The organism is Stenotrophomonas pictorum JCM 9942 (assembly GCF_001310775.1).
Classification (GTDB): Bacteria; Pseudomonadota; Gammaproteobacteria; order Xanthomonadales; family Xanthomonadaceae; genus Stenotrophomonas; species Stenotrophomonas pictorum.
This window is the reverse complement of the sequence record NZ_BAZI01000014.1, coordinates 1-18,355: the sequence shown is the minus strand read 5'-3', so window position 1 is coordinate 18,355 and position 18,355 is coordinate 1. Positions and strand designations below refer to the sequence as shown.

27 protein-coding genes and 4 pseudogenes are annotated in these 18,355 nt (G+C 62.3%); 1 reads left to right on the top strand and 30 read right to left on the bottom strand.

Features of this window, described 5'->3' with window-relative positions; translation table 11 throughout:
- Positions 1 to 756, top strand: a pseudogene (locus tag JCM9942_RS18740) (amidase family protein); the annotation flags it as partial.
- A gap of 16 nt (positions 757 to 772) precedes the next feature.
- On the opposite strand, the pseudogene JCM9942_RS02105 reads toward JCM9942_RS18740, so the two are convergent.
- The 30 genes and pseudogenes from JCM9942_RS02105 to JCM9942_RS01960 form a co-directional block, all read right to left on the bottom strand.
- Positions 773 to 2,153 (bottom strand): annotated as a pseudogene (locus JCM9942_RS02105) (class II 3-deoxy-7-phosphoheptulonate synthase).
- Positions 2,154 to 2,195: 42 nt separating this feature from the next.
- Positions 2,196 to 2,702: a disulfide bond formation protein B gene (locus JCM9942_RS02100; protein ID WP_054657233.1), complete on the bottom strand. Its 507-nt coding sequence runs from the start codon at positions 2,700 to 2,702 to the stop codon at positions 2,196 to 2,198.
- Positions 2,703 to 2,846: 144 nt separating this feature from the next.
- Positions 2,847 to 3,233: a 50S ribosomal protein L17 gene (rplQ, locus tag JCM9942_RS02095; protein ID WP_054657231.1), complete on the bottom strand. Its 387-nt coding sequence runs from the start codon at positions 3,231 to 3,233 to the stop codon at positions 2,847 to 2,849.
- A 192-nt stretch (positions 3,234 to 3,425) separates the two neighbouring features.
- Complete coding sequence (locus tag JCM9942_RS02090; RefSeq protein ID WP_054657229.1) at positions 3,426 to 4,424, bottom strand: DNA-directed RNA polymerase subunit alpha; 999 nt, start codon at positions 4,422 to 4,424, stop codon at positions 3,426 to 3,428.
- 54 nt (positions 4,425 to 4,478) lie between these two features.
- Positions 4,479 to 5,108, bottom strand: coding sequence for a 30S ribosomal protein S4 (gene rpsD, locus JCM9942_RS02085; protein WP_017355428.1), 630 nt, complete (start codon positions 5,106 to 5,108; stop codon positions 4,479 to 4,481).
- A 14-nt stretch (positions 5,109 to 5,122) separates the two neighbouring features.
- Positions 5,123 to 5,515 (bottom strand): 30S ribosomal protein S11, encoded by a 393-nt coding sequence (gene rpsK, locus JCM9942_RS02080; protein ID WP_054657227.1) that lies wholly within the window; start codon positions 5,513 to 5,515, stop codon positions 5,123 to 5,125.
- 12 nt (positions 5,516 to 5,527) lie between these two features.
- Positions 5,528 to 5,882, bottom strand: a pseudogene (rpsM, locus tag JCM9942_RS02075) (30S ribosomal protein S13).
- Between the two features lie 347 nt (positions 5,883 to 6,229).
- On the bottom strand, positions 6,230 to 7,585 hold the full coding sequence (gene secY, locus JCM9942_RS02070) for a preprotein translocase subunit SecY (RefSeq protein ID WP_054657223.1): 1,356 nt from the start codon (positions 7,583 to 7,585) through the stop codon (positions 6,230 to 6,232).
- A gap of 7 nt (positions 7,586 to 7,592) precedes the next feature.
- The gene (rplO, locus tag JCM9942_RS02065; protein ID WP_054657221.1) at positions 7,593 to 8,036 is read right to left on the bottom strand and encodes a 50S ribosomal protein L15; all 444 of its coding nucleotides are present in this window, start codon (positions 8,034 to 8,036) and stop codon (positions 7,593 to 7,595) included.
- A gap of 6 nt (positions 8,037 to 8,042) precedes the next feature.
- Complete coding sequence (rpmD, locus tag JCM9942_RS02060; RefSeq protein ID WP_054657219.1) at positions 8,043 to 8,234, bottom strand: 50S ribosomal protein L30; 192 nt, start codon at positions 8,232 to 8,234, stop codon at positions 8,043 to 8,045.
- Positions 8,227 to 8,769: a 30S ribosomal protein S5 gene (gene rpsE / locus JCM9942_RS02055; protein WP_054657217.1), complete on the bottom strand. Its 543-nt coding sequence runs from the start codon at positions 8,767 to 8,769 to the stop codon at positions 8,227 to 8,229. Before rpsE ends, rpmD begins: the two co-directional genes overlap by 8 nt.
- Before the next feature lie 158 nt (positions 8,770 to 8,927).
- Positions 8,928 to 9,281, bottom strand: a complete 354-nt coding sequence (rplR, locus tag JCM9942_RS02050) for a 50S ribosomal protein L18 (RefSeq protein ID WP_054657216.1) — start codon at positions 9,279 to 9,281, stop codon at positions 8,928 to 8,930.
- Between the two features lie 33 nt (positions 9,282 to 9,314).
- A complete protein-coding gene (gene rplF, locus JCM9942_RS02045) occupies positions 9,315 to 9,842 on the bottom strand; it encodes a 50S ribosomal protein L6 (RefSeq protein ID WP_054657214.1) in 528 nt (175 codons plus the stop codon).
- Between the two features lie 15 nt (positions 9,843 to 9,857).
- The gene (gene rpsH / locus JCM9942_RS02040; RefSeq protein ID WP_054657212.1) at positions 9,858 to 10,256 is read right to left on the bottom strand and encodes a 30S ribosomal protein S8; all 399 of its coding nucleotides are present in this window, start codon (positions 10,254 to 10,256) and stop codon (positions 9,858 to 9,860) included.
- A 214-nt stretch (positions 10,257 to 10,470) separates the two neighbouring features.
- A pseudogene (gene rpsN, locus JCM9942_RS02035) lies at positions 10,471 to 10,775 on the bottom strand (30S ribosomal protein S14).
- Positions 10,776 to 10,793: 18 nt separating this feature from the next.
- On the bottom strand, positions 10,794 to 11,336 hold the full coding sequence (gene rplE, locus JCM9942_RS02030) for a 50S ribosomal protein L5 (protein WP_054657210.1): 543 nt from the start codon (positions 11,334 to 11,336) through the stop codon (positions 10,794 to 10,796).
- An 11-nt stretch (positions 11,337 to 11,347) separates the two neighbouring features.
- Positions 11,348 to 11,665: a 50S ribosomal protein L24 gene (gene rplX, locus JCM9942_RS02025; RefSeq protein ID WP_054657208.1), complete on the bottom strand. Its 318-nt coding sequence runs from the start codon at positions 11,663 to 11,665 to the stop codon at positions 11,348 to 11,350.
- A 16-nt stretch (positions 11,666 to 11,681) separates the two neighbouring features.
- Complete coding sequence (gene rplN / locus JCM9942_RS02020; protein ID WP_003479595.1) at positions 11,682 to 12,050, bottom strand: 50S ribosomal protein L14; 369 nt, start codon at positions 12,048 to 12,050, stop codon at positions 11,682 to 11,684.
- A 12-nt stretch (positions 12,051 to 12,062) separates the two neighbouring features.
- A complete protein-coding gene (gene rpsQ, locus JCM9942_RS02015) occupies positions 12,063 to 12,332 on the bottom strand; it encodes a 30S ribosomal protein S17 (RefSeq protein ID WP_054657206.1) in 270 nt (89 codons plus the stop codon).
- 11 nt (positions 12,333 to 12,343) lie between these two features.
- The gene (rpmC, locus tag JCM9942_RS02010) at positions 12,344 to 12,529 is read right to left on the bottom strand and encodes a 50S ribosomal protein L29 (RefSeq protein WP_054657204.1); all 186 of its coding nucleotides are present in this window, start codon (positions 12,527 to 12,529) and stop codon (positions 12,344 to 12,346) included.
- Entirely contained in the window at positions 12,529 to 12,942 is a 414-nt protein-coding gene (gene rplP, locus JCM9942_RS02005; protein ID WP_054657202.1) for a 50S ribosomal protein L16, read from the bottom strand. The genes rpmC and rplP overlap by 1 nt, the downstream gene beginning before the upstream one ends.
- Positions 12,943 to 12,947: 5 nt before the next feature.
- Positions 12,948 to 13,682 (bottom strand): 30S ribosomal protein S3, encoded by a 735-nt coding sequence (gene rpsC, locus JCM9942_RS02000; RefSeq protein ID WP_054657200.1) that lies wholly within the window; start codon positions 13,680 to 13,682, stop codon positions 12,948 to 12,950.
- A 17-nt stretch (positions 13,683 to 13,699) separates the two neighbouring features.
- Positions 13,700 to 14,035 carry a 50S ribosomal protein L22 gene (rplV, locus tag JCM9942_RS01995; RefSeq protein WP_054657198.1) on the bottom strand — a complete coding sequence of 112 codons (336 nt, stop codon included), beginning with the start codon at positions 14,033 to 14,035 and terminating at the stop codon, positions 13,700 to 13,702.
- 12 nt (positions 14,036 to 14,047) lie between these two features.
- Positions 14,048 to 14,317, bottom strand: a complete 270-nt coding sequence (gene rpsS, locus JCM9942_RS01990; protein ID WP_054657196.1) for a 30S ribosomal protein S19 — start codon at positions 14,315 to 14,317, stop codon at positions 14,048 to 14,050.
- Between the two features lie 6 nt (positions 14,318 to 14,323).
- Complete coding sequence (gene rplB, locus JCM9942_RS01985; protein ID WP_054657195.1) at positions 14,324 to 15,151, bottom strand: 50S ribosomal protein L2; 828 nt, start codon at positions 15,149 to 15,151, stop codon at positions 14,324 to 14,326.
- 10 nt (positions 15,152 to 15,161) lie between these two features.
- Positions 15,162 to 15,461: a 50S ribosomal protein L23 gene (gene rplW / locus JCM9942_RS01980; RefSeq protein WP_054657193.1), complete on the bottom strand. Its 300-nt coding sequence runs from the start codon at positions 15,459 to 15,461 to the stop codon at positions 15,162 to 15,164.
- Entirely contained in the window at positions 15,458 to 16,063 is a 606-nt protein-coding gene (gene rplD / locus JCM9942_RS01975; protein ID WP_054657239.1) for a 50S ribosomal protein L4, read from the bottom strand. The genes rplW and rplD overlap by 4 nt, the downstream gene beginning before the upstream one ends.
- Positions 16,064 to 16,075: 12 nt before the next feature.
- The gene (gene rplC, locus JCM9942_RS01970; RefSeq protein WP_054657191.1) at positions 16,076 to 16,726 is read right to left on the bottom strand and encodes a 50S ribosomal protein L3; all 651 of its coding nucleotides are present in this window, start codon (positions 16,724 to 16,726) and stop codon (positions 16,076 to 16,078) included.
- A gap of 11 nt (positions 16,727 to 16,737) precedes the next feature.
- Entirely contained in the window at positions 16,738 to 17,049 is a 312-nt protein-coding gene (gene rpsJ / locus JCM9942_RS01965) for a 30S ribosomal protein S10 (protein ID WP_010341589.1), read from the bottom strand.
- Positions 17,050 to 17,494: 445 nt separating this feature from the next.
- The coding region (locus tag JCM9942_RS01960) for a hypothetical protein (protein WP_218185448.1) at positions 17,495 to 18,355 on the bottom strand (861 nt) is incomplete at its 5' end.

Genomic DNA, 18,355 nt, shown 5'->3' with positions numbered 1-18,355 from the left:
CATGCCCGGCCGGGCGGTGTACGACTACCATGCCCGCCTGCACCCGGACGCCCTGCGCGGAGCCCGCATCGGCGTACTGCGCCCCGCCCTGGTCGAACAGCCCGAGATCGCCGCAGTGTTCGCCCAGGCCATCGCCGCCCTGCGCGATGCCGGTGCCACGGTCATCGAAACCCGCATCCCTACCGAGGGCCAGTGGGAGCAGGACGAGCAGACCCTGCTGCTGTATGAATTCAAGGCCGGGCTGGAGCGTTACCTTGGCACCGCCAAGGCGCCAATCCGCACGCTGGAACAACTGATCGCCTTCAATCACGAACATGCCGCACGCGAAATGGCGCACTTCGACCAGGATCTGCTGGAGCAGGCCGCCCGCCAGGCCCCCTCACCGATCCGGCCTATATCGCCGCCCGCACCCGCGCACGACGTCTTGCTGGTCCGCAGGGGATCGATGCCGCCCTGCAGGCAGACAGACTGGATGCACTGATCGCCCCGACTACCGGCACCGCATGGCTGACCACGCCCGGCCAGGGCGATGCATTTCCCGGCGGCAGCTACAGCGCCGCAGCCGTGGCCGGCTATCCGAGCCTGAGCGTGCCGATGGGGCACGCCAATGGCCTGCCGCTGGGGCTTCTGTTCATGGGAACGGCCTGGAGCGAGCCCAGGCTGCTGGCGCTGGGCTACGCCTATGAACAGCTCACCCAGGCCCGGCGGCCACCGGCGTTTTCCGCCAGCCCCGCCGCGCCGGCCCGCCGACACTGAGTCCGACGGGCGCCACTCACGGGGCGGACTGCCCCTGCTTGCGCACGATCGCCATGGCAATTTCCAGCGACTGTTCGTAGTTCAGCCGCGGATCGACAGTGGAGCGGTAGGCACGCTCCAGATCACGCTCGGTCAACTCGCGTGCGCCGCCGGTGCACTCGGTCACATCCTCCCCGGTCAGCTCCAGATGCACGCCTCCCAGACGCGTGCCGGCTGCGGCATGCAGATCGAAGGCCAATTCCACCTCGCCGCGGATATTGTCGAAGCGGCGGGTCTTGTAGCCATTGCTGGTGCTTTCGGTATTGCCGTGCATCGCATCGCAGACCCACAACACCCGGCGCCCGTCGCGGCTGACCGCATCGAGCAACGGCGGCAGCTTCTCGGCGATCTGCGCCGCCCCCATGCGGTGGATGAAACTCAGCCGGCCCGGCTCGTCATCCGGATTGAGCACATCCATCAGCCGCAGCAACTGGTCCGGCTGCACCGATGGCCCGACCTTGATCGCGATCGGATTGCGCACGCCGCGCAGGTATTCCACATGCGCGCCATCCAGCGCCGCCGTACGCATGCCGATCCACGGGTAATGCGTGCTCAGGTTGAAATGGCCGTGCTGGCGCGGCACCTGGCGGGTCAGCGACTCCTCATAGGGCAACAACAGCGCCTCATGCGAGGTGTAGAAGTCCACCCGGTTGAGGTTGTGCACGGGCGCGCCGGCCAGCGTCTCCATGAAACGCACCGCATCGCCAATGGAGCCCACCATCTTCTGGTACTCGGCCGCCAGCGGCGAACAGCCCACCCAGCCCAGGTTCCAGTACTCGGGGTGATGCAGATCGGCGAAGCGCCATCGATCAGCGCCCGTACGAAGTTCATCGTCAGCGCCGAACGCGAATGCGCGGTGATCATCCGTTGCGGGTCGGGAACACGCGCCGCCTCGGTGAACTCCGGGGCGTTGATCACATCGCCGCGGTAGCTGGGCAGGGTCACGCCGTCGCGGGTTTCAGTATCGGCCGAGCGCGGCTTGGCGTACTGCCCGGCAAAGCGGCCGACGCGGATCACCGGCTTGCGCAGCCCATGCACCAGCACCAGACTCATCTGCAGCAGCACCTTGAGCCGGTTGGAGATTGTGGCCGATTCGCAATCGGCGAAATTCTCGGCGCAATCCCCGCCCTGGAGCAGGAAGCGTTTGCCCTCCTGCGCCTCGGCCAGCTGCTGCTTGAGCGCGAAGATCTCCCAGGAGGTGACCAGAGGCGGCAGCTGCCGCAATTGACCCAGCGCCGCTTCCAACGCCACCGGATCGGGATAGGTCGGCATCTGCAGTCCCGGCTTGCCACGCCAGCTCGACGGCGCCCAGCCGGATCTGGAACAGGATAAGCAACAGAAGGCGCAGACTGGTTCATGCAATTACCGGCAAGAGAGGAAGAAAGAAAACGACGCGGCGATCAGCGCGCCACCCGGCGCAAGCCGGCATACAGGGCCCACAGCCCCAGCAACACGAACCACACCAGACTCCACATCGGCATGGTCAGGCCCAGGAACTGCCAATCGATGTTGCCGCAATCACCGGTGCCGGTAAGCACCGTACGGAACACCTCGAACGGCCCCATGGTCTCGCTCAGGAAGCTCAACGGCGGGCCACAGCTGCTGCCGAGGTCCTTCGGCAGCAACTGCACATAGACGTGGCGCCCGGCGATGCCGGCCCCCACGCCTGCCGCGATCAGGGTCAACACGCCATAACAGGCGCGGCCAGCGCGGCTGGAAGGACCGTGCAGCGCGCCGAGCAGGAACAAGACGCCGACCGAGGCGAAGGCGATGCGTTGGTAGATACACAGCGGGCATGGCTCCAGCCCCATCTGGATCTGCATGTAGATCGCAAAGGCCAGCAACCCGGCACAGATCAAAAAACCCAGCAGGCACTGCGCACGGAAATTCCAACGCAACGGATTCATCGGCAACCCCCTTACAAATAAGGTCGCAAGAGTAGCAGCCCCCATGCCTTCCGGCAGCCGTCTTGCAGATGCCGGGTACGCAAACGCAAGAAGCCCGGCATAGGCCGGGCTTCCGCAGGATCCGTCGCTTGGCGAGTGCGCCGATTACTCGGCGACTTCCTCGGCCACAACAGCCGGACGGTCCACCAGTTCGACATAGGCCATCGGTGCGTTGTCGCCAGCACGGAAACCGCACTTCAGCAGACGCAGGTAGCCGCCCGGACGGTTGGCGTAGCGCGGGCCCAGGATGGTGAACAGGTTGCCGACGGCTTCCTTGTCACGCAGACGGGCGAACGCCAGACGGCGGTTGGCGACCGAGTCGACCTTGGCCAGGGTGATCAGCGGCTCGGCGACGCGACGCAGTTCCTTGGCCTTCGGCAGGGTGGTCTTGATCAGCTCGTGCTTGAACAGCGACGCAGCCATGTTCTTGAACATCGCTTCGCGGTGGGCGCTGGTGCGGTTGAACTTGCGGCCCGACTTCATGTGACGCATGAGTGTATTCCTTGGTTAATGATGGATCGTTGAACTTCGCTGTCGCCATCCAGGCGTTGAAACTGTGGACTGCGGATGGTCCTGGTCGTCCGTCCTGGACGACCTGCGTGCCGGCATCTGCACCGGTCAACGCGGGTACTGCAGACAACATTCCCCCACATGGTTACCCATGCGGGGGAATGGATTTTACTCTCAGCCGAGCATGCCGTGCTGGGAAACACCGGCCGGCGGCCAGTTTTCCAGCTTCATGCCAAGGGACAGACCACGCTGGGCCAGTACTTCCTTGATCTCGGTCAGCGACTTTTTGCCGAGGTTCGGGGTCTTGAGCAGCTCCACTTCGGTCTTCTGGATCAGATCACCGATGTAGTAGATGCTCTCGGCCTTCAGGCAGTTGGCCGAACGCACGGTCAGCTCCAGATCGTCGATCGGGCGCAGCAGCACCGGATCCACGCCATTGTTGGCCGGCTTGGCTGCACCGCGGTCGCGGTGGGTGAAGTCACCGAACACCGACAGCTGATCGCTGAGGATGTCGGCCGCGGTGCGGACAGCTTCCTCGGCATCGATCGTGCCGTTGGTTTCGATCTCGATGACCAGCTTGTCCAGATCGGTACGCTGTTCCACACGGGCCGCTTCCACCGAATAGGCGACGCGGCGAACCGGCGAGAACGAGGCGTCCAGAACCAGACGGCCGATCGCACGGGTTTCTTCGTCCGGACGACGACGCGCGGCAGCCGGCTGGTAGCCGAAGCCACGTTCGATCTTCAGACGCATGTTGATCGATGCATCCTTGGTCAGGTTGCAGATCACATGGTCGCCGTTGATCACTTCGACGTTGTGGTCGACCTTGATGTCGGCAGCGGTAACAACGCCCGGGCCCTGCTTGGACAGGGTCACGGTGGCGCTGTCGCCGGTATGCATACGGACTGCCACATCCTTCAGGTTGAGCAGGACTTCCAGCACGTCCTCCTGCAGACCTTCAAGGGTGGTGTATTCGTGCAGCACGCCGTCGATCTCGACTTCCGTAATGGCGAAGCCCGGGATGGACGACAGCAGCACGCGACGCAGGGCGTTGCCCAGCGTATGCCCGTAACCACGCTCCAAGGGTTCGATAACGACCTTGGCGCGGGTGTCGGTAAGGCGTTCGATCTGCGGGCCACGAGGACGCAGAACCTGGTTTGCGGTAACCGTCATGTTGCGGGTTCTCCTGCGAACCTCCGGTGCAACCCGGAGGTTCTCCATTGTGAATTACTTCGAATACAACTCGACGATCAGCGCTTCGTTGATATCCGCAGGCAGATCGGCGCGATCCGGCACGGCCTTGAAGATGCCGGCGAACTTGCCCGAATCAACCTCAACCCACGACGGACGCAGGTCGTGCTGGGCGGCAACGGTCAGGGCTTCCTGAACGCGCAGCTGCTTGGCAGCCTTTTCCGACAGCGCAACGGCATCGCCAGCCTTGACCTGGTACGAAGCCAGATTCACCGACTTGCCGTTGACCGTGACACCGCGGTGCGAGACCAGCTGACGGGCAGCCGGACGGGTCACTGCGAAGCCCATGCGGTAGACGACGTTGTCAAGACGGGTTTCCAACAGCTGCAAGAGGTTCTCGCCGGTGTTGCCCTTCTTCGTCGAGGCCTTCTTGTAGTAGTTGCGGAACTGACGCTCCAGCAGACCGTAGATACGCTTGACCTTCTGCTTTTCACGCAGCTGGGTGGCGTAGTCGGACAGCTTGCCCTTGCGGGCGGTAGCGCCGTGCTGGCCGGGCTTCTGCTCCAGCTTGCACTTGGAATCCAACGCGCGGGCCGGGCTCTTCAGAGAGAGGTCGGCGCCTTCGCGGCGGGCGAGCTTACAGGTGGGACCGATATAACGAGCCATTTCTTATCGCTCCCTTAGACGCGACGCTTCTTCGGCGGACGGCACCCGTTGTGCGGGATTGGCGTCACGTCGATGATGTTGGTGATCTTGTAGCCGACGTTGTTCAACGAACGTACGGCCGACTCACGGCCCGGACCCGGGCCCTTGATGCGGACTTCCAGCGACTTCAGGCCGTAATCCAGCGCAGCCTTGCCAGCCTTTTCGGCGGCAACCTGGGCAGCGAACGGAGTCGACTTGCGCGAACCACGGAAGCCAGCGCCACCGGAGGTGGCCCAAGACAGTGCATTGCCCTGGCGGTCGGTGATGGTCACGATGGTGTTGTTGAACGAAGCGTGGACGTGGGCGACGCCGTCAGTGACGACGCGCTTGATCTTCTTCTTGGTTTTTGCAGCAGCGGGCTTAGCCATTATTTAGGTCCCTTACTTCCTGATCGCCTTGCGCGGACTTGCGGGTGCGGGCGTTGGTACGGGTACGCTGGCCACGCAGCGGCAGACCGCGACGGTGACGCAGGCCGCGATAGCAGCCCAGGTCCATCAGGCGCTTGATTGCGATACCGATTTCGCGACGCAGGTCGCCTTCCACGATGTACTTGCCGACTTCGGCGCGGAGACGCTCGATTTCCGGCTCGGACAGTTCGCGGATCTTGGTGGTCGAAGCAACGTTTGCGGCTTCGCAAACCTTCTTCGAACGGGTACGGCCGATGCCGTAAATGCTTTGCAACCCGACCCAGACGTGCTTCTGGGCTGGCAGGTTGACGCCTGCAATACGCGCCATGACGCGGTTCTCCAGCTGAGTGATGGCCGAATGCGCACCAACAGGCGCGCCAATCCGGCAGGATGGATCAAAAAAGTTAATTAGCGATCTAACAAGGCCTCGGTTTGCTTTGAGGTCCGCATAACCCGAAGGTTCCACAGACCCGGCGTGGGGAGTGTGCCCACGCTCCGGCGCCGGATGTGCTTGGCAAAGTGATACCACCTCTGCCGCCCGCGCTACTCCTGCGCAGAACCACCACATCACACCCCCACCCGAGACCGCTGCGGGGGCCGCCCTTCTGTCTTGAAGACCCCAACGGGAACCGGAGGGGATCTTCTCGCTATGAAGCGGAAAGTATACCGGGTGAATCAGCCGCGCGCAAAACCGCCGCGGTTGCCGCCCTTCAGGTTGGCCTTCTTCAACAGGCTCTCGTACTGGTGAGACATCAGATGCGCCTGGATCTGCGCAATGAAGTCCATCACCACCACCACCACGATCAGCAGCGAGGTGCCACCGAAGTAGAACGAGGCGTTGAGCTGGGTGCGCATGATTTCCGGCAACAGGCAGACGATGACCAGGTAGGCCGAGCCGGCCGCCGTCAGGCGCGTCAACACACCATCGATATAGTCAGCCGTGGCCTTGCCCGGACGGATACCCGGAATCAGCGCACCCGACTTCTTCAGGTTGTCAGCGGTTTCCTGCGAGTTGAACACCAGCGCGGTATAGAAAAACGCGAAACCGGTGATCAGTGCAGCGAACACGATCATGTGCAGCGGCTCGCCCGGACCCAGCGCATTAGCCACTTTCTGCAGCCAGGTGGCCGAGCTGGCCTGGCCGGACCACATCGCCAGCGTGGCCGGGAAAGCCAGGATGCTGGAAGCGAAGATCGCCGGAATCACACCCGCCATGTTCAGCTTCAACGGCAGGAACGAGGTCTGGTTCATGTAGGCGTTACGGCCACCCTGACGGCGGGCGTAATTGACAGTGATGCGGCGCTGGCCGCGCTCGACGAACACCACGAAGTAGGTGAACGCCAGCACCACCAGCACAATCAGCAACAGCGAAATGAAGCTCATGTTGCCATCGCGGTACGCCTCGACGGTCTGGATCACCGCCGCCGGAAGGCCCGCGACGATACCGGCGAAGATGATCAGCGACACACCGTTGCCGATACCCCGCTCGGTGACCTGCTCACCCACCCACATCAGGAAGATGGTGCCGGCCGTGAGTGCGACCACAGCGGTCAGCACGAAACCCATACCCGGTGCGTACACCACCGGAGCACCGCCCGGCGACACCTGGTTCTGCAATGCCAGCGCGATACTGCCGCCCTGCACCACCGCCAGGAGCACCGCGCCGATGCGCGAATACTGCGTGATCTTGCGACGACCGGACTCACCTTCCTTTTGCATGGCCTTCAGGGCCGGGAAGATGTGGACCGCCAGCTGCATCACGATGGATGCCGAGATATACGGCATCACGTTCAACGCGAAGATGCTGAAACGGTGCAGGGCGCCGCCCGAGAACATGTTGAACATGTCCACGATTCCGCCGCCCTGCGCCTGCATCAGCGCAAGCATGGCATCGGGATTGACGCCCGGCACCGGCACATAACAGCCAATGCGATAGACGAGCAATGCCCCGAGTACGAACAGAAGACGCTGGCGAAGTTCCGTGAACTTGCCCATCCCGCCCGCGAGGTTACCGATGCCAGCTTGCGCCATGTTCCAGTTACTCCTGTACGCTGCCGCCGGCAGCTTCGATCGCAGCCTTGGCGCCGGCAGTTGCCGCAACACCCTTCAGGGTGAACGCCTTGCTCAGCTCGCCCTTCAGGACGATCTTGGCCTTCTTGGCAGTGGACGGGACCAGCTTGGCAGCACGCAGTGCCGCAAAATCGATCTCGCCAGCTTCCAGACGGTCCAGATGGTAGGACAGCACTTCAGCGGTGTCCTTGGCCGTACGGGAAACGAAGCCGATCTTCGGCAGACGACGCTGCATCGGGGTCTGACCGCCTTCGAAGCCGGCCTTGATCTTGCCCTTGCCCGAACGAGCGAACGAACCCTTGTGGCCGCGGCCGCAGGTCTTGCCAAGGCCGGAGCCGATGCCGCGACCGACGCGCTTACGCTCGGTACGCGCGCCCTCAACCGGGCTCAGTTCATTAAGACGCAAAGTCATGGTCAATTACTCCTCAACCTGGACGAGGTACTGAACCTTATTGATCAGGCCGCGAACCTGCGGGCTGTCCTTCAGTTCACGCACATCATTGAGCTTGTTCAGGCCCAGGGCACGCACCGACAGGCGGTGACGCGACTGGGTTCCACGCAGGCCACGCACCAGGCGCACCTTCACGGTCTTGACGTTCTGATCAGCCATGGTTGAGATCCTCCACCTTCTTGCCGCGCTTGGCCGCAATGCGAGCCGGCGACTGCACGCCTGCCAGACCCTTCAGCGTGGCGCGAACCAGGTTGATCGGGTTGCGCGAACCCACCGCCTTGGCCAGCACGTCCTTCACGCCAACCGCCTCCAGCACAGCGCGCATCGCGCCGCCGGCAATCACGCCGGTACCTTCCGAAGCCGGCTGCATGAACACGCGAGCCGCACCGTGGCCGTCCTTGACGGTGTGCCACAGCGTGCCGTTGTTCAGATCAACGCTGATCTGGTTCTTGCGGGCCTGCTCCATCGACTTCTGGATGGCGACCGGCACTTCGCGCGCCTTGCCGTAGCCGAAACCGACCTTGCCTGCACCATCACCGACCACGGTCAGTGCGGTGAAGGTGAACTGGCGACCACCCTTGACGGTCTTGCTGACGCGATTGACCGCGACCAGCTTCTCGATCATGCCATCGTCGACTTTTTCTTCGCGGTTGCGATCGCGATCGCGACCCCGCGACTGACGTTCTTCAGCCATTTCTATTCCTTGTTGTGTGGATTATGTACGGCTCGAAGCCGCTTATAGTTGTGGGACGAAACGTTGACTCGTCGGCCGCTGCATAAGAGCGGAGACGCCCGGCACAGCCCGTACCGGCAGGCAGGCGGAAAGGGGCCAACGGCCCCTTTCCCGATCCCTTAGAACTGCAGGCCGCCTTCGCGGGCTGCATCGGCCAGGGCCTTGATGCGGCCGTGGTAGCGGTAACCGGAACGGTCGAACGCGACCTTTTCGATACCGGCAGCCTTGGCGCGCTCGGCAATCATCTTGCCGACCTTGGCAGCTGCGTCGCAGTTCTTGCCGTTCTTCAGGCCTTCCATGACTTCGGCCTGGGCGGTGTTGGCAGCCGCCAGCACCTTGGAGCCATCGGCGGTGAAGACCTGTGCATACAGGTGCTGGCCGGTGCGCAGAACCGACAGGCGCGCCACACCCAGGGTGCGGATGTGCGAGCGGGTCGACTTGGCGCGACGCAGACGTGCAATGTTCTTGTTCATGTTCTTTATCCTCGAAAGCTGAAAACCTAGGAATTAGGCCTTCTTGGCTTCCTTGCGAATGATGACTTCACCGGCGTACTTCACACCCTTGCCCTTGTAGGGCTCCGGCGGACGGTAACCGCGGATCTTGGCGGCGACTTCACCGACAACCTGCTTGTCCGAACCCTGGACCAGAATTTCGGTCTGGGTCGGGGTCGACAGGGTGATGCCTTCCGGCGCCACGAACACGACAGGATGGGAGAAGCCCAGCGACAGGTTCAGGTCCTTGCCCTGCATGGCGGCGCGGTAACCCACACCCACCAGCTCCAGCTTCTTTTCGAAGCCTTCGGACACGCCCTGGACCATGTTGGCCAGGATCGAACGGACGGTGCCGGTCAGCGCGTCGAAGGAGATGTCCTTCGGGCTCAGCGTGGCAACGCCATTGTCGAGAGTGATTTCAACGCCAGCGGCCTTGTTCAGCGACAGGACGCCCTTCGGGCCCTTCACGGTCACAACTTCCGGCTGGATGGTCAGTTCAACGCCCTTGGGCAGGTTGATCGGCTTCTTGGCTACGCGGGACATAGTGGACTCCTTCCCTTAGGCCACGAAGCACAGGACTTCGCCGCCGACGCCCAACTGGCGCGCCTGCGCATCAGTCATGATGCCCTTGGAGGTGGAAATGATGGCGACGCCCAGGCCGTTGAGGACCTTCGGCAGTTCAGACTTGCCACGGTACTGGCGCAGACCCGAACGCGAGAAGCGCTTCAGGGTCGCGATGACCGGCTTGCCTTCGAAATACTTCAGGACGATTTCAAGCTCGGCCTTGTTGTTTTCGGTGTTGGTCACGCGCAGGTCGGTGATGTAACCCTCGTCCTTCAGGACCTGGGCAATGGCCACCTTGACCTTGGACGACGGGGCTTTCACCGTCTGCTTGCCAACCGCGGCCGCATTCTTGATGCGTACCAGCAGGTCGGCGATGGGATCAGTCATGCTCATGTAGATACCTTTGAGTGCACCGATATCCGCTTTCGCGAAAATCTCGTGTTTTCCTGGGATGGGCCAGGGCCCCTACCACACCAGCCAGCCGGTTTCGGACAGGCAAGGAGCGGGATTATACGACAAAAAGCCCGACTGGCGTCGGACTTTTTGAGTCACCTTCAGGTTGCCCTGCCGATGCTCCGGCCGGACCTCGCGGCCCGGCCGGAATTTCTTACCAGCTGGCCTTGCGCAGGCCCGGCACATCGCCGCGCATGGTGGCTTCGCGCAGCTTGTTACGGCCGAGGCCGAACTTGCTGTACACGCCACGCGAACGACCGGACAGCTCGCAACGGTTGCGGTGGCGGCACGGCGACGAGTCGCGCGGCAGCTTGGACAACTTCGTCGAGGCTCGATCTTCTCTTCGTAGGTCGCGTCCACCGAGGACACGATCTTCTTCAGAGCCGCACGCTTTTCAGCGTACTTTTCAGCCAGCTTTTTCCGCTTGATGTCGCGGTTGACCATGGAGGTCTTTGCCATTTCGGTATCCTCGACGAATCAGTTACGGAACGGGAACTTGAACGCTGCGAGCAGCGCCTTGGCTTCCGCGTCGGTCTTGGCAGTGGTGGTGATGGCGATATCCATACCACGGATCGCATCGACGGCGTCGAAGTCGATTTCCGGGAAGATGATCTGTTCCTTCACACCCATGTTGTAGTTGCCACGACCGTCGAACGAACGACCCGACACGCCGCGGAAGTCACGCACGCGCGGCAGCGAGATGTTGATCAGACGATCCAGGAACTCAAACATGGTGTCACGACGCAGCGTGACCTTGCAGCCGATCGGCCAGCCATCACGGATCTTGAACGATGCCACCGAAACACGCGACTTGGTGACGATCGGCTTCTGACCGGTGATCTTGGTCATATCCGCGACGGCGTTTTCCAGAACCTTCTTGTTGGTAGCCGCTTCGCCCACACCCATGTTCAGGGTGATCTTGACGAGCTTCGGCACTTCCATCGGGTTCTTGTAGCCGAACTGTTTGGTCAGTGCCGGCACAACTTCGTCTTTGTAAAACTTTTCGAGACGGGAATTCATTCGATCATTCCTCAGGCGTCAAGCGCCTCACCGCTGGAGCGGAACACACGCAGTTTGCGTCCATCCTCCAGCACCTTGAAGCCAACGCGCTCGCCCTTGCCCGTTGCCGGGTTCAGAACATTGACGTTGGAGATATGGATCGACGCTTCACGCTCGACCACGCCGCCAGCAACGCCTGCCTGCGGATTCGGCTTGGTGTGGCGCTTGACGATGTTCACGTTGGCGACGATCACACGATCGCCGTCGACGCGGACGACTTCGCCCTGCTTGCCCTTGTCCTTGCCGGTGTTGACGACGACCTGGTCGCCCTTCTTGATACGGTTAGCCATGATTATCTCCTGGCGCTCACAGAACTTCGGGAGCGAGCGAGACGATCTTCATGAACTTCTCAGAACGAAGTTCACGGGTCACCGGCCCGAAGATGCGGGTGCCGATCGGCTCTTGCTTGTTGTTCAGCAGGACCGCGGCATTGCCATCGAAGCGGATCAGCGAACCGTCAGCGCGACGCACACCCTTGCGGGTACGCACCACGACTGCGTCATACACTTCACCCTTCTTGACCTTACCGCGCGGAATCGCATCCTTCACGGTGACCTTGATGATGTCACCGATGTGTGCGTAACGGCGCTTCGAGCCGCCCAACACCTTGATGCACATCACTTCCTTGGCACCAGAGTTGTCAGCGACGTCGAGGTAGCTCTGCATCTGAATCATGATTCAGGCTCCTTATTTCGCTGCGCGGGTGATGATTTCCACCACACGCCAGTTCTTGGTCTTGGACAGCGGAGCAATCTCGGTCACACGCACGAAATCACCTTCATTGCAGGTGTTCTCGGCGTCGTGTGCATGCAGCTTGGTCGAGCGCTTGATGTACTTGCCGTACAGGGCGTGCTTGACCTGGCGCTCCACCAACACGGTGACCGTCTTGTCCATCTTGTTGCTGACGACACGGCCTTCGACCGTGCGCAGCGTCTTGCTTGCGTTATTTTCGCTCATAGCAGCCATCCTTACTTCGTGCTGCCGATCAGGTGCTTGACGCGAGCGATCTCGCGGCGCACCCGGCGGGTTTCGTGGGTCTTCGGCAGCTGGCCGGTGACCTGCTGCATACGGAGCGAGAACTGCTCCTTACGCAGGTCGGTCAGGTGGGCCTTGAGTTCGTCAGCCGACTTCTCGCGGAGTTGTTTGATGTCCATCAGCGCACCGTCCGGGTCACGAAAGTGGTGGTGACCGAGAGCTTGGCAGCGGCCAGGCGGAACGCCTCGCGTGCCACTTCCTCGGAAACGCCCTCGATTTCATAGATCATGCGGCCGGGCTGGATCTGCGCGACCCAGTATTCCACGCCACCCTTACCGGCACCCATTCGGACTTCGATGGGCTTCTTGGTGATGGGCTTGTCGGGGAACACGCGGATCCACATCTTGCCGCCGCGCTTGACGTAGCGGCTGATCGAGCGGCGGGCCGCTTCGATCTGACGCGCGGTCAGCTGACCGTGAGCGGTTGCCTTCAGGCCGTACTCGCCAAAGCTGACGGCATTTGCGCTCCAGCTCAGGCCGTCGTTACGGCCCTTGAACATCTTGCGGTATTTGGTTCGCTTGGGTTGCAACATTGCCGTTACCTCGCTTCACGAGCCGGGCGCGACGGACGGTCACCACGGTCGCCGCGATCGTTACGATCGTTGCGCGGGCTGTCGTCCTGCTTTTCCTGGCCAACCTGGGAGAAATCAAAGACCTCGCCCTTGTAGATCCAGACCTTGATGCCGATGATGCCGTAGGTGGTGCTGGCTTCAGCGAAACCGTAGTCGATATCCGCACGCAGGGTGTGCAACGGCACGCGGCCTTCGCGGTACCACTCCGAACGGGCGATTTCAGCGCCGTTCAAGCGGCCGCCGACGTTGACCTTGATGCCCAGGGCACCCAGACGCATCGCGTTGCCGACCGAGCGCTTCATTGCGCGGCGGAACATGATGCGACGCTCCAGCTGCTGCGCGATCGACTCGGCAACCAGCTGTGCATCCAACTCCGGCTTGCGCACTTCGGTGACGTTGATGTGCGCCGGAACGCCCATCATCTCACTCACTTCCTTGCGCAGCTTCTCGATGTCCTCACCACGCTTGCCGATCACCACGCCCGGACGGGCGGTGTGGATCGTCACGCGAGCGGTCTTTGCCGGACGCTCGATCAGGATCTTGCTGATGCCGGCCTGAGCAAGCTTCTTGCGCAGCATCTCACGGACTTTCAGGTCGGCTGCCAGGTAACCAGCAAACTCGGCCTTGTTGGCGTACCACTTGGAGTTCCAATCCTTGGAAATACCGAGGCGGATACCAATCGGATGAACTTTATGACCCATGGTCTTTTCCTTTCCGCTTACTTGCCGGCGCCCACAACCACAGTGATGTGGCTGGTGCGCTTGAGGATGCGGGTACCGCGGCCTTTCGCCCGCGCCATGAAACGCTTCAGGGTCGGACCTTCATCAACCATGATGGTCTTGACCTTCAGCTCGTCGACGTCAGCGCCCTGGTTGTTCTCGGCATTGGCAATAGCCGACTCCACCACCTTCTTGATCAGGTGGGCAGCCTTCTTGTCCGAGAACTTCAGCAGGTTGACCGCACGCTCGGCCGGCAGACCGCGCACCTGGTCAGCGACCAGACGGGCTTTCTGCGCAGAGATGCGCGCGGAGCGCAGGATTGCTTTCGCTTCCATTGTCATCTCTCCTTACTTGCCCGACTTCTTGTCGCCACCGTGACCCTTGAAGGTCCGGGTGACGGCAAATTCGCCGAGCTTGTGGCCGACCATGTTCTCGTTGACCAGCACCGGAACGTGGTTCTTGCCGTTATGAACGGCGATGGTGACGCCTACCATTTCCGGCAGGATCATCGAACGGCGCGACCAGGTTTTGATCGGCTTCTTGCTGCCCGCAGCGGCCTCCACCTTCTTGATGAGGTGGTGATCGACGAACGGGCCCTTCTTGAGTGAACGTGCCATGGTCGATTAGCCCCTACGATCGCGGACGATGAACTGCTGAGTGCGCTTGTTATGGCGCGTCTTGTAACCCTTGGTCGGAACACCCCACGGGGTGACCGGATGCGGATTACCCTGACCGGCCTTGGCCTCACCACCACCATGCGGGTGATCCACCGGGTTCATGGCAGCACCACGAACGGTCGGCTTCACGCCACGCCAGCGCTTGGCACCAGCCTTGCCCAGCTTTTCCAGGTTGTGCTCGTCATTACCGACTTCACCGATGGTGGCGCGGCATTCGACCGGCACCTTACGCATTTCACCCGAGCGCAGACGCAGGGTGGCGTAGATACCTTCACGAGCGACCAGCTGCACGGCTGCACCGGCGGCACGGGCGATCTGGGCGCCCTTGCCCGGCTTCAGCTCGATCCCGTGAATGGTGGTACCCACCGGGATGTTGCGCAGCGGCAGGGTGTTGCCGGTCTTGATCGGCGCGTGTGCACCGGAGATGACCTGGTCACCCGCCTTCAGGCCCTTGGGGGCGATGATGTAGCGACGTTCGCCGTCGACATAGCACAGCAGGGCGATATGGGCGGTGCGGTTCGGATCGTATTCGATACGTTCCACGCGCGCCGGAATACCTTCCTTGTTGCGCTTGAAGTCGATCAGACGGTAGTGCTGCTTGTGACCACCACCCACGTGACGGGTGGTGATGCGACCGTGGTGGTTACGACCACCGGACTTGCTCTGCGGCTCCAGCAACGCTGCGTGCGGTGCGCCCTTGTGCAGATCGGGCGTGACCACGCGCACGGCCGAACGACGGCCTGCGGAGGTGGGCTTGAATTTCATCAATGGCATGGGATGTACCTCAGGCCTTGGCCGTTACATCGATGGACTGGCCATCGGCCAGACGCACGTACGCCTTGCGCCAATCGCCACGGCGGCCAGCGCGATTACGGAAGGACTTGCTCTTGCCCTTGACGTTCAGCACGTTGACGGCCTCGACCTTGACGTCGAACAGCTGCTCAACCGCGGCCTTTACATCGGCTTTGGTGGCTTCGCTCGAAATCTCGAAGACATACTGGTTGGAAAGTTCCTGCAGGCGCGCGGTCTTCTCGGAGACTCGCGGAGCACGCAGCACGCTGAAGATTTTTTCGTTGCTGCTCATGCCAGCCACTCCTCGACCTTCTTGACCGCGTCAGCGGTGATGACGACCGTGTCGGCACCGACCAGAGCCACCGGATCCAGACCCTGCACGTCACGCACCTGCACGTACGGCAGATTGCGGGCCGACAGGTACAGCGACTCGGAAGCGTCTTCGGTCACGATCAGCGGGCGCTTGCCCACCGACAGACCCGCCAGCTTCTCGATGAGCGCCTTGGTCTTGACAGCATCGACGTCGAAGGATTCGACGACGGTGATGCGACCCTGACGGTTCAGCTCGGACAGGATCGCGCACATGGCGGCACGGTACTGCTTGCGATTGACCTTCTGGTCGAACGAACGCGGCTTTGCGGCAAACGTCACGCCACCGCCGACGAAGATCGGAGCCGTCAGCGCGCCATGACGCGCACCGCCGCCCTTCTGCTTCTTCGACTTCTTGGTCGTGCCGTTCACTTCCGAACGCGTTTTCTGAGCCTTGGTGCCGGCGCGAGCGGCGTTGCGGTAAGCAACGACGACCTGGTGAACCAGATCTTCGCTGAAATCGCGACCGAACACGGCGTCGGAGACCGAGACCTTGTTGTTGCTACCCGTGATAACGAGTTCCATCGTCATCTCTCCTTATGCCTTGCTAGCCGGACGCACGATCACGTCACCACCGGCTGCGCCAGGCACGGCGCCGCGAATGGCGATCAGACCACGCTCGACGTCGACCTTGACCACTTCCAGGTTCTGCGTGCTCTGCTGCACAGCACCCATGTGGCCGGACATCTTCTTGCCCGGGAAAACGCGACCCGGGGTCTGGCGCTGACCCAGCGAACCCGGCGCGCGATGCGACAGCGAGTTACCGTGGGTTGCATCGCCCATACGGAAGTTGTGGCGCTTGATGGTGCCCTGGAAGCCCTTACCCTTGGTGACACCCTGGACGTCGACCTTCTGGCCAACTTCGAAGATGTCCGCCTTGACTTCGCCACCGACGGCGAAATCGCCGATCTGTGCGTCTTCAACGCGGAATTCCCACAGGCCACGGCCCGCTTCCACCTTCGCCTTGGCGAAGTGGCCGGCTTCCGGCTTGTTGACCAGCGCAGCGCGACGGGCGCCGACGGTCACCTGCACGGCGCTGTAGCCGTCGGTTTCGACGGTCTTGATCTGCGCGATGCGGTTCGGGGTTGCTTCAATCAGGGTCACCGGGATGGACTGGCCATCTTCAGTGAAAACGCGGCTCATGCCAGCCTTGCGGCCCACGAAGCCCAACGAATATTTCTTCGTCATGGTCGTAGTCCTCAGGTCAACTTGATCTGCACGTCGACGCCGGCAGCCAGTTCGAGCTTCATCAGCGCGTCCACGGTCTTGTCGTTGGGGTCGACGATGTCAAGCACGCGCTTGTGCGTGCGGGTCTCGTACTGGTCACGCGCGTCCTTGTCGACGTGCGGGGAAACGAGGATGGTGTAACGCTCGATCTTGGTCGGCAGGGGGATCGGGCCACGCACTTGCGCGCCGGTCCGCTTTGCCGTTTCAACGATCTCGCTGGCCGAACGGTCGATCAAACGATGATCGAACGCCTTCAACCGAATCCGGATCTTTTGGTCCGCCATGACGGTGTTCCTATAGGTCTAAAGAGCGACAGGTCCGGCCCCTGAGTGTGCCGAACCCCATGAATACGACAAAAAGCGCCGAAGCACCCTCCGTCGCGCGAATCCTTTCGATACAAGGAAGGCGGCCCGGTTTCCCGGCCCGCCCCAGACACAAACAAACGCGCAACACCCCTCCAGCGATGCCGGAGCGATCCACGCGACCTGTCCTTAGTCTGGCGAACACGAGGCGCTTCCTGCACCTCTTTTCGCTGGTTGCGAAGCTGCACTGATGCGCACCTTCGCGAGTGGTCGTGCATTCTGTCAGTTATTGCCAGCCACCGCAAGTCACCCTGCAACCGCCGCACAGAGGCTTCAGCCAATAGACAGACTGCCTGTTCAGGAACACGCCTCGCGCCCCCGGAGCTGGCCCAGGCCGCGCAACGGCGGCCCGGACCGGGACCGGATCTCAGTTCTGCGCCGCGTCCGATCCACCTGCGCGCAGCAGGCCATTGAACAGCAACTTGAACGAGCCATGGGTCTGCGCGCGGAACGTGATGTCGGTACCAACAAAGGTCAGCCGTCCCGTACCGATATCCGCCTCGGCCGCCAGTACCCCGCCCTGCAGATGCTCTTGTCCCCAGGCCCAGCCGGAACGCAGCGGGGCCGGACCGGCAAAACTCAGCAGCGGCCGGATGTCCGCCCGCCCCGCCGGCAGCTCGAATACCGGTGCATTGTCCCAGCGACCATCGGAGAAATACACATCCAGCTCCGACGGCAAGCCCCAGCTCAACGGACTGGACTTGTCCACCGCGACCTGCAGCACACTGCCCGGGATGTAGTACTCACGCTGACAGAGCGCGCGCATCCCGCCCTCAGCCGCCGGCGTACGCAGATGGCTTTGCAGCGGCAACCCCAGCGCCAGCGCCAGCCCGCTGGAAGACCCGGTCGCCACCACATGTCCGCCCGACTCGAGAAACCCGCGCAGCACCGGCACCACCTTTTCCGCCGTCAGCTCGCCGAGCAGCGGATGGTACTGGTCAGGAATCGTCGCCGGATCCGGGGACGCCGGCACCCTGCCAGCCTTGCCCTCGATTGCCAGCGCCTCCGGCAACGGCAGTGCCCCACTGGGCAGGATCATCACGTCGAACCGCTCACGCAGCCGGCCCTTGAGGATCTGCTGCGGATACACCACCTGGTAGTCGAAGCCGAAATTCTCCAGCACCAGGCGCGTCCATCCGGACACCATCGAACCGCCGTAGTGATCCCACAGCGCGATGCGCGGCGCGTGCACCACTTCGCCCGCCTCCACCCGCCCCTTGGGCACCAC